This is a genomic window from Streptomyces sp. NPDC057002 (assembly GCF_042673825.1).
Taxonomy (GTDB): domain Bacteria; phylum Actinomycetota; class Actinomycetes; order Streptomycetales; family Streptomycetaceae; genus Streptomyces.
In genome coordinates this window covers 29,133-43,386 of record NZ_JBHURZ010000013.1, presented here as the reverse complement: position 1 = coordinate 43,386, position 14,254 = coordinate 29,133, and the positions used below count along the sequence as shown (strand labels likewise).

The 14,254-nt window shown below is 71.7% G+C and carries 10 protein-coding genes; all 10 read right to left on the bottom strand.

The window, feature by feature from the left end:
• Positions 1-14: 14 nt before the first annotated feature.
• The 10 genes from ACFT32_RS41955 to ACFT32_RS41910 all read right to left on the bottom strand — a co-directional run bounded on the left by ACFT32_RS41955 (position 15) and on the right by ACFT32_RS41910 (position 14,183).
• Complete coding sequence (locus ACFT32_RS41955; protein ID WP_382499709.1) at positions 15-1,523, bottom strand: family 43 glycosylhydrolase; 1,509 nt, start codon at positions 1,521-1,523, stop codon at positions 15-17.
• Positions 1,520-2,365, bottom strand: coding sequence for a PmoA family protein (locus ACFT32_RS41950; RefSeq protein ID WP_382499707.1), 846 nt, complete (start codon positions 2,363-2,365; stop codon positions 1,520-1,522). The genes ACFT32_RS41955 and ACFT32_RS41950 overlap by 4 nt, the downstream gene beginning before the upstream one ends.
• Positions 2,362-3,531 (bottom strand): Gfo/Idh/MocA family protein, encoded by a 1,170-nt coding sequence (locus ACFT32_RS41945; protein WP_382499926.1) that lies wholly within the window; start codon positions 3,529-3,531, stop codon positions 2,362-2,364. Before ACFT32_RS41945 ends, ACFT32_RS41950 begins: the two co-directional genes overlap by 4 nt.
• A gap of 20 nt (positions 3,532-3,551) precedes the next feature.
• Positions 3,552-4,835 carry a polysaccharide lyase family 1 protein gene (locus ACFT32_RS41940; RefSeq protein ID WP_382499705.1) on the bottom strand — a complete coding sequence of 428 codons (1,284 nt, stop codon included), beginning with the start codon at positions 4,833-4,835 and terminating at the stop codon, positions 3,552-3,554.
• On the bottom strand, positions 4,832-5,728 hold the full coding sequence (locus ACFT32_RS41935) for a carbohydrate ABC transporter permease (protein WP_382499703.1): 897 nt from the start codon (positions 5,726-5,728) through the stop codon (positions 4,832-4,834). Before ACFT32_RS41935 ends, ACFT32_RS41940 begins: the two co-directional genes overlap by 4 nt.
• Positions 5,725-6,660: a carbohydrate ABC transporter permease gene (locus tag ACFT32_RS41930; protein ID WP_382499701.1), complete on the bottom strand. Its 936-nt coding sequence runs from the start codon at positions 6,658-6,660 to the stop codon at positions 5,725-5,727. Before ACFT32_RS41930 ends, ACFT32_RS41935 begins: the two co-directional genes overlap by 4 nt.
• A 156-nt stretch (positions 6,661-6,816) precedes the next feature.
• Complete coding sequence (araD, locus tag ACFT32_RS41925) at positions 6,817-8,547, bottom strand: L-arabinonate dehydratase (RefSeq protein WP_382499699.1); 1,731 nt, start codon at positions 8,545-8,547, stop codon at positions 6,817-6,819.
• Positions 8,544-9,455: a dihydrodipicolinate synthase family protein gene (locus ACFT32_RS41920; RefSeq protein WP_382499698.1), complete on the bottom strand. Its 912-nt coding sequence runs from the start codon at positions 9,453-9,455 to the stop codon at positions 8,544-8,546. Before ACFT32_RS41920 ends, araD begins: the two co-directional genes overlap by 4 nt.
• A complete protein-coding gene (locus ACFT32_RS41915) occupies positions 9,452-10,111 on the bottom strand; it encodes a GntR family transcriptional regulator (RefSeq protein WP_382499696.1) in 660 nt (219 codons plus the stop codon). Before ACFT32_RS41915 ends, ACFT32_RS41920 begins: the two co-directional genes overlap by 4 nt.
• A gap of 121 nt (positions 10,112-10,232) precedes the next feature.
• Complete coding sequence (locus tag ACFT32_RS41910) at positions 10,233-14,183, bottom strand: tetratricopeptide repeat protein (protein ID WP_382499694.1); 3,951 nt, start codon at positions 14,181-14,183, stop codon at positions 10,233-10,235.
• Positions 14,184-14,254: the final 71 nt, after the last annotated feature.

Here is a 14,254-nt window from a genome sequence, read left to right as displayed (position 1 = left end):
CGACGGCGGGTGCGTTACGAGGGGCTGATCCGGAACCGGGTGAAGGTCGCCGCCCCGGCGTGTCCCTGACCGGTGGGCGCGAGGGCGAAGAGGCCGAGCAGGGCGCCGACCCAGCGCCACGGGGTGGCGGCGAAGACCGGGCCCGAGGGCCGGAAGCCGTCGCCGGTGTCGGCCGAGAAGCGGCAGCGTGCGCCCGCTCCGATCTCTATCCGCAGCCGGGCCCGGCCCTCGGGCGCGAGCCGCGGGTGGGCGGCGTCGCGTTCGGTGTCCGCGACCCCCTCCGCGAACCGGTGCACGAGATGCACGGTCCCGTCGGTGCCCCGCTGGAGGCCGATCCAGCCGAACGCGTCCCCGAGGACCGCGAGTCCGGCCCGGGCCCCGGGCTCGTCGCTGTCGAGCCGCAGCTCCACCTCGACCGTGCGGGGCACGCCGGGCAGCCGCTGGGTGAGCACGCTGGGCAGTTTGCGCAGGTCGTGGGCGTCGGCCGAGCGGACGCAGGTGAGCCTGAGCCCGTCCCCGGAGTGCTGGGTGGCCCAGCCGTCGCCCGGGTTGGCCGTCCACTGCCATTGGCGGCCGTACCGTCCGCCGGGGAAGTCGTCGTCGGTGGCGGGCGCGGCGGGCGGCTGCGGCGGCAGATCGGGCAGCTCGTGTACGGCGACGGGGGCGCCGTCGTCCCCGATCACCGGCCAGCCGTCGGGACTCCACCGCATCGGCTGGAGGTGCACGACCCGGCCGTAGGCGCCGCGCTGCTGGAAGTGCAGGAACCAGTCCTCGCCGGCCGGGGTGCGCACCCAGCCGCCCTGGTGGGGGCCGTTGACGTCGGTGTCCTTCTGCTCCAGGACGATCTTCTCCTCGTACGGCCCGAAGAAGCCGCGCGAGCGGAAGGCGCCCTGCCAGCCGGTCTCGACGCTCCCGGCGGGGGCGAGGATCCAGTACCAGCCGTCGTGCCGGTAGAGCTTGGGTCCTTCGAGGGTGAACCAGCCGGGTATGCGGTCGGCGTCGACGATCACCTTGCCCTCGTCGAGGAGTTCGGTGCCGTCGGGACGCATCCGGTGCCCGGTGAGGCGGTTCTTGATGCCGGAGCGGGACTTGGCCCAGGCGTGCACCAGATAGGCCTCGCCGGTCTCGTCGTCCCACAGGGGGCAGGGGTCGATCAGGCCCTTGCCGGCCTTCAGCAGGTGCGGCCGGGTCCAGGGGCCCCTGATCTCGGGGGCGTTGATCTGGAAGATGCCCTGGTCGGGGTCGCCCCAGAAGATCCAGAAGCGTTCGTCGTGATGCCGGAGGGACGGGGCCCAGACGCCGCAGTCGTGCCTGGGCCGCTCGAAGGCCTCCGCCGGTTCGAGGCGTTCGAGGGCATGGCCGACCAGGGTCCAGTTCACCAGGTCGCGGGAGTGGAGTAACGGCAGGCCGGGGGCGCGGCCGAAGCTGGAGGCGGTCAGGTAGAAGTCGTCGCCGACGCGGACGATGTCCGGGTCGGACCAGTCGGCGTCGAGGATCGGGTTGCGGTAGGTCTCGGTGGTCACGGGCTCACCGCCTTGCGGACCAGGGCGGCCGCGGCGTCCCGGCCGAGACGGCCGTCGGCGACGACGGTCACGACCCGGCGGACGACGGTCTCGCCCGGCGGGATCGGCAGCCGTGCGTCGTGGGCCAGTGAGGAACCCACCCCGGGGTACTCCCCGGTCCGTACGAACCACGGGTCGCGGCGGGTCTGTACGGTGGCTCCGGCGAAGACCAGCGTCCAGTTGGAGCCGGCCAGGGCGAGCCAGTCGGCGCGCCTGCCGTGCGCCTCGGTCTCGCCCTCGGTGCCGGCGGTGAAGACGTCCGGGGGCGCGGCCTCCTTGCGGGCGCGCCAGAAGAAGCCGCCGTAGGCCGCGCCCGGACGCCCGTTCGTCGCCGGGCTGCCGATCGACAGCGGGTCCTTGGTCACGTTGGTGAGGGAGAAGGTGAGGTCCAGGGCCCAGGCCTGATCGGTGAGTTCGGTGGCCGCGACCGTACGGCGCTCGCGCAGCAGCTCGCCGCCCGCCGCCACCCAGCGCAGCTCCTCCACGAAGCCGTCCGGGTCGCGCAGCTGGAACGCGACGTGCCGCTGGGAGCCGTGGTTGTCCAGCTCGGTCGGGCCCTGGTCGCGGACGTAGGTGCGCCCGCCCCAGAAGTTGAACCCCTCGACGTCGGGAACGGCGACACCGACGCCGAGGTGGTGTGCGTGGTCGGCGGGGCTCAGCTCGGTGACCGCCGTACCGGACAGAGTGGTGACGGGATGCAGATACGGGCGCGGGGAGAGCCGGACCGGCAGCTCGGGCCGGGTGACGTACCGGCCGACCGGCCGGCCCGCGACGCGCAGGACCGCGGTGTCGTTGCTCGTCATCTGGTGCTCACCTCGTTCGAGAAGTGCCCGTGCGCCCAGGGGGCGCCGAGTTCGGAGTAGAGGGAGAGGGTGTCGGCGGCGGCCGCGACAAGTCCGTCGATGCCGGGTACGACACGGCGGTTCTCGCCGGGGATCCGGTGCCAGGCGGTCTCCGGCAGCGGTGCCGGGTCGGGAGAGGTGCGGATGGCCTCCACGACCTTCATGAAGGCACCGGTCTCCTCCGGCGGGACCAGCAGGGCCGCGCCGGTGGTGAGGTGCGCGACGAGGTTCTCCAGCAGGTCGCTGCGCCCGTGGTAGGACTCCTCCGGGCCGTGCCCCGCGCGCTGGAGCAGCACCCGGTCCTGCTTGTACCAGAAGGTGATCCGGCCGCTGCTGCCGTGCACCAGGACGTACGGCTCGTCCGACTCCTCGGCGCACAGGGTCGCGGCGACGGTCACCGGGTGGCCCTGCGTGGTGGTGATCCGGACGCAGGAGGTGTCGTCGGACTCGATGGCGTTGGCGCGCAGCAGCTCGGTCTCGATGCCGGTGACGTGCTCGGCGCGGGTGCTGCCGCCGAGGGCGAGGGCGGTGGCGACGGCGTGGGCGAGGGGGTTGGTCAGCGCCCCGTCGATCACGTCGACGCCGTTCAGCCGCCGTTTGCCCGCCCAGGGCGCCCGCCGGAAGTAGTCCTCGTCACGCACCCAGGCACCGGCCCCGCCGAGCCCGACCAGCGTGCCGATCGCGCCCTCGGCGACCATCTCGCGGATGGCGGGCAGGGCGTGCGAGCCCAGCGACTGGAAGCCGATCTGGCAGACGACACCGGCCGCCGCGACCCCGTCGGCCATGCGGCGGAACTCCGCGTAGGAGGGGGCGGGCGGCTTCTCCAGCAGGATGTGCACACCCCGCTCGGCCGCCGTGAGCGCGAGGTCGGTGTGCGTCGGGATCGGTGTGCAGATCACGGCGATCCGGGCGCCGGTGGAGTCCAGCAGGGCCCCGAAGTCGGCGGACTGCTCGGGCGTGCCGAGGTCGCCGAGTTCCTCCTCGGTCAGCGGCGTCAGCTCGCAGACACCGACGAGCCGGACGATGCCCTGCTTCTGGAGCCGGCGGATGTTCTCGACGTGCCAGCGGCCGTGGCCTCGGGCGCCGGCGAGGACGACAGGCAGAGGCACGTTCATGGAGTCGTTCATGGCGTCGATCATGCGACCGGTCACGGGATCCTCCCCGCTCCCGCGCCGCGGGCCACGGCCCGGTCGGCCGCCGCCGCGCTGTCGACCGGCCCGTGCAGGGTGGGGGTCCAGCCGACGTCGGCCGTCAGATCGCGCTCACTGCCCGAGTTGTAGGCGTTGTAGATCGCGAGCAGATCGACCGGGTAGCCGTTGAAGAGGGTGCCGCTCTGGTGCAGGGCGCTGCCGTTCCAGCTCTTGACCAGGTCGGCGACCTCCACATGGCCGGGGGCGTGGAAGGCGTTGTTCTCGGCGAAGATCCTCGACTCGGTGGAGACGCCGAGGGAGTAGCGGTAGTCGTCGGTGATCTCGTACCGGTTGTTGTAGACGTGCACCTGCCCGAAGCGGACGCGCGGGGCGCGCTGGACGACCGACTCGAAGGCGTTGTGGTGCAGGGTGACCCGGAGCCTGCCCCGGTCGCCGGTGGCGGTGTCGCCGTTGCCGATGAGCATCGCCTTGTCGTGGTCGGCGAACCGGCTCCAGGAGACGGTCACGAGGTCGGAGCCGTTCGTGATGTCCAGCAGACCGTCGTGGCGCAGGTAGTTGCGGGCGAAGTGGGTGGGCTCCTTCGCGTCCGGGTGGCCTCGGTCGGACGCGGTGACGTGGTCGATCCACACATGGGTGGCGCCGGTCAGCCAGATCGTGTCGTAGGCCGCCTTCCAGTCGCCGAGGCCGCCGGTGTTGGGCTGCCAGACGGGGAAGCAGTCGTAGGCGTCCCGCACCTCGAGGTTGCGGATGATCACGTTGTCGGCGTTCTTCACCTGGAGGCTCGCGCCCTTCAGGACGGCCGAGTCGCCGAGGCCGACGATCGTGGTGTGGGAGCCGACGGGCAGCACGATCCGCTCGGCCTGCCGGGCGGCGGAGGCCTGGCGGGCCTCCTCCTGCGGGCCGCCGGGCTTGGCGGAGCCCCAGGTGCGGGGGTCGTAGGCGGCGAGGTACTTCTTCAGGGCGTAGCCGCCGGTGGCGTAGTCGGAGCAGTCGAGCCGGTCGCCGTCGTCGTCGGTGTTGGCGTCGACGGTCCCGGCGATCTTGATGATCTTCGGGGTGTCGCTGCCGCCGTCGAGGGCTCGGACCAGCCCGGCGCGGTCGGTGACGGTGAAGACGTGCTCGGCGTCGGCGGCGGCGCCCCCGGTGGTGCCGTCTCCCTCAGAGGCCCAGCCGTCGTTCGCGGGCAGGGTGTCGCGGCCGATGTCCCGGTCCTCGGCGTGCGCGGGGACGCACAGGAGCCCCAACAGCCCGGCCGCGACAGCCAGTTGTCTGACTCTCATCCCTTCACCGCCCCCGCGCTGAAGCCGGTGATCAGCCACTTCTGGATGAAGGCGAACACGATCACGACCGGGACGGCCGCGATGATGCCGCCCGCGGCGAGGGCGCCCAGGTCGACGCTGTCCGCGCTCATCAGGGAGTTGAGGCCGACGGGGATCGTCTGCTTGTCCTGGTTGTTCAGGAACATCAGGGCGAACAGGAAGTGGTTCCAGGAGTGGACGAAGGCGAACGAGCCGACGGCGATCAGGCCGGGGCGCAGCAGCGGCAGCACCACGATCCGGAAGGCCGTCATACGGTTGCAGCCGTCCACCCAGGCCGCCTCCTCCAGGGAGTACGGCACGTTCTTGATGAAGTTGCTGATCAGGATCATCGACAGCGGCAGCTGGAAGACCGTCTCGGCGAGGATGACACTGCCCAGCGAGTTGATCATCTGGAGCTCGGCGAAGATCTCGAACAGCGGCACCAGCAGCAGCGCGCCCGGCACGAACTGGGAGCACAGCAGCGCCAGCATGAACGCACGCTTGATCTTGAAGTCGAACCGGGCGAGGGCGTAGCCGCCGGCCAGCGCGACGAGCGTCGTCATGAGCAGGGTGGCGACGCCCACGAGCACGCTGTTGGTGAAGTAGGTGCCGAAGCTGCGTTCCGTCCACACCTTCTCGAAGTGCTCGAAGGTCATCGGCCAGGGCACGAGCGAGGTCGAGCCGGCCGGGCGCAGCGAGAAGAGCAGGATCCAGTAGAAGGGGATGAGGGTGAAGACCAGGTAGATCCCCAGGGGCAGATAGACCTGCCAGCGGGGTGCCTCGTCCCAGGCGCGGTTCCTCTTCGTGGGCCGCGGCGGTTCGGGGGTGTCTCGCACGGGAGCGGGCGCCGCCTTGGTGGCTTCCTTGACGCTCACTTGTTGTCGCCTCCGAACTTGCTCAGCCGCAGATAGACCATCGAGCAGAAGAGCAGGATCACGAACGCGACCGTGGTCAGGGCGGACGCGTAGCCGAAGTTGTGGGCGTCGACCGAGGTGTTGGCGATGTACAGCGGGAGGGTCGTGGTCTCCCCCGCCGGGCCGCCGCCGGTCAGCGTGTAGAGCAGGTCGACGTTGTTGAACTCCCACACCGCGCGCAGCAGCGTGGACAGGATGATGGCGTCCTTCAGATGCGGCAGGGTGATGTGCCAGAACTGCTTGATGCGGCTGGCCCCGTCGACCTCGGCGGCCTCGTACAGGTCCTTCGAGACGGACTGGAGGTCGGCGAGGATGAGGATCGCGAAGAAGGGCACACCGCGCCACAGGTCCGCCACGACCGCCGCCGGGAACACCGTGGAGGTGTCCGACAGCCAGCTCGTGCCGTAGGAGCCGATGCCGATGTCCGCGAGGTAACGGGTGATGCCCGTCTGGGAGTTGTAGAGCAGCACCCAGATCGCGGAGGTGAGCACGCCGGAGACGGCCCACGGGGAGAAGACCAGGGCGCGTCCCAGGCCCCGGCCCACGAAGGTCTGGTTGACGATGAGGGCCAGCGCGAGACCGAACAGCAGCTGGAGTCCGACCTCGACGAAGACCCACTTGGCGCTGAAGACCAGCGTGTCCCAGAAGACCGGGTCCTTCGTGAAGGCGTGGACGAAGTTGTCGAAGCCCGCGTAGCCGTTCCGCCATGGCTTGGTGGGGTTGTAGTTCTGCAGGCTGTAGTAGAAGACGCTGATGACCGGGTAGGCGATGAAACCCAGCATGAGCAGGGCGGCCGGGGCGATCAGCAGGTACGGGAGCCTGCGCGGCGTGGCGGAGGCCCGGCGCCGCCGGGGTGGCGCGGGCGGTTTCGCCACGGCTGCGGCTTGGGCCATGACTGTTCTCCGTTCTCAGTACGTCGTGGTACGTCGTGCGTCGGTGCGTGCGCGGGAAGCGCTTTCTTCCCGGGCAGGGTCGTGCCGGGTCGTGCTGAGGTGCGGGGTGGTGCGTGGAGCCTGTGCCGTGCCGTGGTGCGTGTCCGGGGCGTGGGTTCAGCCCGCGTACGGGTCCTGCACTGTGCCTTGGCGAGCCAGGAACTCGAAGTCGCAGCCGGTGTCGGCCTGCGTGATCTGCTCGTTGTAGAGCGCGCCGTAGCCGCGCTCGTACCGGGTGGGCGGCGGCGTCCAGTCCGCCCTGCGCCGCTCCAGTTCCTCGTCGTCCACGTGGAGTTGAAGGGTGCGCGCCGCTACGTCGAGGGTGATGGCGTCGCCGGTGCGGACGAGGGCGAGCGGTCCGCCGACGTACGACTCGGGTGCCACGTGCAGCACGCACGCGCCGTAACTCGTGCCGCTCATCCGGGCGTCGGAGATCCGGACCATGTCCCGGACGCCCTGCTTGAGCAGGTAGTCGGGCAGCGGCAGCATCCCGTACTCGGGCATGCCCGGACCGCCCTTGGGGCCGGCGTTGCGCAGCACGAGCACATGCTCGGGGGTGATGCCGAGCGACGGGTCGTTGATGGTGCGCTGCATGGTCTTGTAGTCGTCGAAGACGACGGCGGGGCCGGTGTGCTTGAGCAGGTGCCGCTCGGCGGAGATGTGCTTGATGACGGCACCGTCCGGGCAGAGGTTGCCGCGCAGCACGGCGACTCCGCCCTCGGCGGCGACCGGGTTCTCGCGGCTGCGGATGACGTCGTCGTCGTGCACGACGGCGTTCGCGATCTGCTCGCCCAGGGTTCCGTTGACGGTGGGCCGGTCCGGGTGCAGCAGGTCGGTGATCCGCGAGAGGAAGGCGGGCAGACCACCGGCGAAGTAGAAGTCCTCCATGAGGTACGTCTGTCCGCCGGGCCGGACGTTGGCCAGCACAGGCACGGTGCGGGCGATGCGGTCGAAGTCGTCGAGGGTGAGTTCGACCCGGCAGCGCCCCGCCATCGCGATCAGGTGGATCACGGCGTTGGTGGAGCCGCCGAGTCCGAGCACCGTGGTGACGGCGTCCTCGAAAGCCTCGCGGGTGAGGATCCGGGACGGTTTGAGCGCGGTCCAGGCGAGCTCCACGGCACGGCGCCCGGAGGCGGCGGCCATCCGCTCGTGCCCGGAGTCGACCGCCGGGATCGAGGAGGCGCCCGGCAGCGTCATACCGAGGGCTTCCGCCGCCGCGGTCATCGTCGACGCGGTCCCCATGGTCATGCAGTGACCGGGAGAACGCGCCAGTCCGCCCTGAAGCTCCCTGAGTTCGCAGTCGGTCAGGTTGCCCGCGCGGTGCTCGTCCCAGTACTTCCACATGTCGGTGCCGGACCCGAGGGTCTCACCGCGCCAGTGACCCGGCAGCATCGGCCCCGCCGGCACGAAGATCGCCGGTACGTCGGCCGAGGCGGCGCCCATGAGCAGCGCGGGCGTCGACTTGTCACAACCGCCGAGCAGCACCGCCGCGTCGATCGGGTACGACCGCAGCAACTCCTCGGTCTCCATCGCGAGCAGGTTGCGGTAGAGCATCGGGGTCGGCTTCTGGTACGTCTCGGAGAGCGTGGCGACCGGGAACTCCAGCGGGAAGCCGCCGGCCTGCCACACCCCCCGCTTGACCGCCTCGGCGCGCTCGCGCAGATGGACATGGCAGGGATTGATGTCGGACCAGGTGTTCAGGACGGCGATCACCGGGCGGCCCCGGTACTCCTCCGCCTCGTAACCGAGCTGCCGCATACGCGCGTTGTGCGACCAGGTGCGCAGCTGGCCCTCGACGCCGTACCACTGATGGCTCCTGAGCTCCTCGGGACGCAGCCTGCCGGTCATATCGACCACCCCGCGGCGATGGCGGCGACCTCGGCGCGCTCGCCCTCCGGCAGCGGCCTGCTCGGCGGGCGGACCTCGCGGCGGCACAGTCCGAGGGAGGCGAGGGCCTCCTTGACGACGGTGACGTTGTTGGCGGAGCCGCTGTCGGCACGCAGTTCCTCGAAGCGGCGGATCTGCTCCCAGACCTTCATGGCGGCCGGGTAATCGCCGGAGCGCAGCGCCTCGATCATGTTCAGGGAGACGGCCGGGGCGACGTTCACCAGGCCGGAGGTGAAGCCGGTGGCGCCCGCGGAGAAGTAGGAGGGCGCGTACGGCTCGGCGAGCCCCGCCACCCACACGAACCGCTCAAGGCCGGCGTCCCGGGCGAAGCCCGCGAACCTGGCGGCGTCCGGGACGGCGTACTTCACGCCGATGACGTTCGGGCAGGCGTCGGCGAGTTCGGCCAGCCGGGCACCGGTGAGCTGCGGGTTGCGGACGTAGGGGACGACGCCCAGCTCGGGCACGGCCTCGGCGACGGCACGGTGGTAGTCGACCCAGCCGGCCTGGGAGACGTAGGGGTGGACGGGCTGGTGGACCATCACCATCTGGGCGCCGAGCTCACGGGCGTGCCGGGCGGAGGCGATGGCGGTCGGCACGTCGTGTCCGACCCCGACCAGGACGACGGCCCGGTCCCCGGCCTCGTCCATGGTCAACTCGGTGACCAGACGGCGCTCTTCGGGGGTCAGGGCGTAGAACTCGCCGGTGTTGCCGTTCGGGGTGAGGGTCGTGATGCCGCCGTCGAGCAGACGGCGCAGCAGGGCCCGGTAGGTGTCGCCTGCGACGGAGCCGTCCTCGGCGAACGGCGTCACCGGGATCGCCACCACGTCGGCCAGGGCCGCCCGCTGGGTCTCGAACGCCACGCTGCTCATCGCTGACCTTCCTGTTCCAGTCCTGCCTCGGGGAAAGCGCGCCGCACGAAGGACGCGATGTGCGAGTGGAGGGCGCGGGCCGCGCCGTCGGCGTCGCCGTCGAGGGCGAGCCGCAGGATCTCGCGGTGCTCGCCGGCCTCCCGCTCCCAGGAGGGCGAGGCGGCCCAGGCGACGGCGGAGACCAGGGCGGCCTGGTCGCGGACCTCGTCGAGCATCCGGCCGAGCAGCGGGTTGCCGCAGGGCAGGTACAGGGCGCGGTGGAACTCCCGGTTGGCGAGGGAGCGTTCGGCGGTGTCGATGGCCGCGTCGGCCCTGGTCAGCGCCTCACGGGCGGCGTCCAGGGAGGCCCCGCGCTGTACGGCGCGCTTCAGCGCCTCGGGTTCCAGCAGCAGCCGTACGTCGTAGACCTCGCGCGCCATGTCCGCGTCCACCAGGCGCACCGTGACGCCCTTGTACTGGTTCATCACGACCAGGCCGGTCCCGGCGAGGGTCTTGAGCGCCTCGCGCACCGGGGTCTTCGACACCCCGAACTGTGCGGCGAGCTCGGTCTCGACCAGCGCCTGACCCGGCGTCAACTGCCCGGTGAGGATGCGGTGTTTGATCCCTTCCAGCACGAACTGCGTGCGGGAGGGGATCGGCGTGGGCACAGAGGTCATGCGCGCCTCTCGGATCTCGCGTATCGCGTCTCATATATGACGTACGAAGTACGACGCGATGACGGTAGGAGGGCGCGTGTGGTTCGTCAATGCTTTCGACAGAGATGGTTGTCGGCGGACCTCATGCGCCGGTGTGCGCCAGGACCAGCCGGCGGCTGCGTCCCGCACGCTCGGCGAGGGTGCCGTCCCCGTCGGAGAGCTCGGCGAGGTAGTGCAGCAGGTCCGTCACCGCGTCGAAGTCCGGACCACTGTCGAGGAACGACCGTATGGCCTCCGCGACGGTGTCCTCCGCATCGAGGAGCAGCACCCGGAACAGGGCGAAGTACCTGGTCGCGTCGTCGCCGGGGGTGTCGGCCGGGTGAGCCAGCAGGGCCGTCCACCGGTCTCGGCAGGTCTCGAGTCCCGACGTCACCGTGTCCAGCATGAGCTGTTCGAAGAGGGCTCCGCGGTCGCCGGGTTCGGCCGCGATCGCCTGCTCGAGGTCCTGCCGGGCCAATGCGTAGTGGCCCGCTTCCCGCCGGGCGATCCCCCGGCGTTCGAGGGCCCAGGACAGATCCGGGTCGTGTTCCAGCGCGGCCGTGAAGTCGGCGACGGCCTGCTCGTGGCGGCCGGCCTGACGGTGGGCCTCCCCGCGTTCCGCCAGGGCCTCCACGAGGGTCGGGTCGTGTTCCAGCGCGGCGGTGTAGTCGGCGATCGCCTCGTCGAGACGGCCGGTCTCGCGGTGTGTCTGGCCACGCTCGGACAGAGCCCAGGTGGAGGCGGGATCGAGAGCCAGCGCCGCGGTGAAGTCGGCCACCGCCTCCTCGAAACGCCCCGCCTGACGATGGGTTTGCCCACGGGACATCAGAGCCCAGACATAGGCCGGGTCTACAGCCAGCGCCGCGGTGAAGTCGGCCACCGCCTCCTCGAAACGCCCCGCCTGACGATGCGCCGCCCCCCGCTCCGCCAGAACCCAGTCGTTACGCGGCTCACTCTCGAGAACGGCACTCAGATCCGCCACCGCCTCCTCCGACCGACCGGCCTGCCGACGCGCCTCACCCCGACGGGACAGAGCCCACACATAGGCCGGATCAAGAGCCAGCGCCGCCGTGAAATCCGCCACCGCCTCCTCGAAACGCCCCGCCTGACGATGGGCCTGTCCACGGGACACCAGAGCCCACACATACGCCGGATCAAGAGCCAGCGCCGCCGTGAAGTCGGCCACCGCCTCCTCGAAACGCCCCGCCTGACGATGCGCCGCCCCCCGCTCCGCCAGAACCCAGTCGTTACGCGGCTCACCCTCCAGAACGGCACTCAGATCCGCCACCGCCTCGTCGAACCGACCGGCCTGCCGATGCGCCTCACCCCGACGGGACAGAGCCCACACATAGGCCGGATCAAGAGCCAGCGCCGCCGTGAAATCCGCCACCGCCTCCTCGAAACGCCCCGCCTGACGATGCGCCGCCCCCCGCTCCGCCAAGGCCCAGTCCAGCGTGGGGTCCACCGCGAGGGCGGCGGAGAGGTCGGCGATCGCGTCGTCGAGGCGGCCGGCCTCACGGTGTGCCTGGCCCCGGGACGCGAGGGTCCACATCGAAGCGGCGTCGATGTCCAGTGCGGCGGTGAAGTCGGTGACCGCCTCCTCGAAGCGGCCGGCCTCCCGGTGGGCTTCGCCACGGTGGGAGAGGGCCCAGGCGTAGGAAGGGTTGATGGCCATGGCCGCCGTGAAGTCGTCGACGGCCAGGTCGTATCGGCCGTCGAGGCGGTGGGTCTCGCCCCGCTGGGCGAGGGCCCAGGCGTACGGGGGGTCGAGTTCCGCGGCGGCCGTGAGGTCGCTGACGGCCTCGGCCGGGCGGCCCGCCGCCCGATGGGCCACACCCCGCTCGGCCAGGGCCCAGGCGAGGGTCCCGTTCAGTTCGAGAGCCGCGGTGAAGTCGGCGACGGCCTCCTCGTGACGCCCGGCCGCCGCGTGGACCAGCCCGCGCTGGGCGCGAGCCCACGCGTAGGTGGGATCGATCTCCAGAGCAGCCGTGAAGTCGGCGATCGCGGCGTCGTGGCGACCGGCCTGCGAGTGCACCAGCGCGCGGTGGGGCAGGACGTCCGCGGCGAGGCCGGCATCGAGGCCCAGGGAATCCGTGAAGTCCGCCAGGGCTTCCCCGTAACGGGCCGCCGCACGGTGGACTTCACCACGGGAGGCGAGGGCCCGCGCCATGGTCGGGTCGAGTTCGAGGGCGGCCGTCAGATCGGCGACGGCCTCCTCGTTGCGGCCCGCCTGGCCGTTGGCTTCGCCCCGCCGGGCCAGGGACCAGGCATCCGTGGGATCGAGTGCGAGCGCGGTCGTGAGGTCGCTGACCGCTTGGTCCGAGTGGTCGAGCCAGCGATGCAGGTCGCCTCGGTAGGCCCAGGCCCGGGCGTTGCGCGGATCCGTGGCGACGGCCAGGTCCAGCGCCTGGGCGGCTTCGTCGTCGTGGTCCGCGAGATAGAGCTGCCGGCCGCGGTAGGCGTGGACCCAGGCACGGGCGGAGGTGTCCAGGCCGCCGTGTGCCAGCAGGGCGGCCAGGGCGGTGAGCAGGGGCTGGGCGTCCGCGGCGGCGCTCTGGAGCCGTTCGGCCCAGGTGAGAAGGGCCGGATCGGCGCTGTCGCGGGCGGCCTGCGCGAACCCGTCGGTCCACTGCCGGAGGATCTCGGCGTCCTGGCCGGCGGCGTGGACGGCCTCCTCCAGCGTGGCCGGCAGCTGGGCGGCGGGGTGCGCGCACAGCCGGTGGTACGTCTCGTCCAGACGGTGCCTGCGCCATCTGGGGTCACCCCAGCGCTTGGCCTCGGGCAGCCCCCGCTCGGCGGCGGCGCGCCAGGCGGCGTGCGCGTCCGCCAGCCGCGTGTGCGCGGTGGTCCAGCGCTGCGGAGAGTGGGCACGCTGCTGACGGACCATGCTCGCGCGCACCACGGCGTGGTACTGCTTGAAGTCGCCGCGACCGCTGACGAACGGCTGCTCGCACAACCACTGCCAGAGCCCGTGGGCCTCGGCCGGTACGGCGGTGGCGAAGATGTCCTCGTTCAGCTGCGGCGCGAACGCGCACGCCAGTACCGTCTCGCGTTGCCGCGCGTCGGTGATCCACCGCACGAACCGTTCGACCGCCACGTCCGCCACGTTCCCGTCGGCGGCGACGTCCTCGGCCGCCGCGGGCCGGGTCAGGGCGAGGAGCTCCACCAGCAGGGGCAGCCCCATCGACAGATGCAGCACCGCCTCCACCACATCGGGTTCCGTCACGCCCCGGGCGGCGAGCAGCGCCCTCGTCTCCGCGGCGGTGAACACGTCGAGCGGGACGTCCGCCACCAGGGCCCGCAGCGGAGCCCACTCCCGTTCCGCGAGCTCGTCGCGTCCGGCCAGTACCACCATCACGTTGACGGGTAACGGCCCGAACGCGTCCTCCAGCAGGTCGCGCAGCCACCCGTCCAGGTAGCGGCCGGTCACTTCCCAGGTGTCGAGGAACAGCACGACCCACGGGTACCGGCCGCAGAGCCGGCCCAGTTCCGAGACGAACGCCCGGCTCACCTCGGCCGCGTCGCTCACACGGGCCCGGCGGGTGCGCGTCCGGGCACCGGAGCGGAGCCGGTCGAGTCCCTGAGCCGCGGCGTCGGGGCTGGCCAGCGCGGCGACCGGGGCGGCGCCCGGTATCAGCGACACGGCCCCCAAGGCGGCCTGCGCCACGACCCTGCTGGACACCGAGGCGTCCCCCTCGGCCGGCACCGGCTCGACGGCGGCCTCCTGCTCCCGGCGGTACTGCTCGGCCGCCCGGTCGTACTCCTTGAGCGGCCCCGCCTGCGCGGCCAGTTGCCGCGCCAGCTCCGACAGGGCCTGCTGCACGCCGTGGACGTCGCCCTCGTCCACCACCGCGGTCACCGCGCCCGCGCGCCGGGCGGCCTCCTGCCACTGGCGCAGCAGCGTGGACTTGCCCACGCCGCCCACGCCGCGCACATGGAACAGGAACTCGGCCGGGTCCTCCTCCGAATGCGGGTCCCTCCCCAGGTTCTCCGCGAACAGTGACAGCTGCGCCCGCCGGCCCACGAAGCGTGCCCGTGTGCGCTGTCGGATCATTTCCCCCCGCGACCGGCTGCGCCGCCCCGAGCCCGCCATGCCCCACCCCGTTCCGACCACCGCTCCGTGTG

Excerpts from the sequence above, each read along its gene's own strand:
- ACFT32_RS41950 (WP_382499707.1), bottom strand. The coding sequence starts at position 2,365 with ATGACGAGCAACGACACCGCGGTCCTGCGCGTCGCGGGCCGGCCGGTC.
- ACFT32_RS41945 (WP_382499926.1), bottom strand. The coding sequence starts at position 3,531 with ATGAACGACTCCATGAACGTGCCTCTGCCTGTCGTCCTCGCCGGCGCC.
- ACFT32_RS41940 (WP_382499705.1), bottom strand. The coding sequence starts at position 4,835 with ATGAGAGTCAGACAACTGGCTGTCGCGGCCGGGCTGTTGGGGCTCCTG.
- ACFT32_RS41930 (WP_382499701.1), bottom strand. The coding sequence starts at position 6,660 with ATGGCCCAAGCCGCAGCCGTGGCGAAACCGCCCGCGCCACCCCGGCGG.
- araD (WP_382499699.1), bottom strand. The coding sequence starts at position 8,547 with ATGACCGGCAGGCTGCGTCCCGAGGAGCTCAGGAGCCATCAGTGGTAC.
- ACFT32_RS41920 (WP_382499698.1), bottom strand. The coding sequence starts at position 9,455 with ATGAGCAGCGTGGCGTTCGAGACCCAGCGGGCGGCCCTGGCCGACGTG.
- ACFT32_RS41915 (WP_382499696.1), bottom strand. The coding sequence starts at position 10,111 with ATGACCTCTGTGCCCACGCCGATCCCCTCCCGCACGCAGTTCGTGCTG.
- ACFT32_RS41910 (WP_382499694.1), bottom strand. The coding sequence starts at position 14,183 with ATGATCCGACAGCGCACACGGGCACGCTTCGTGGGCCGGCGGGCGCAG.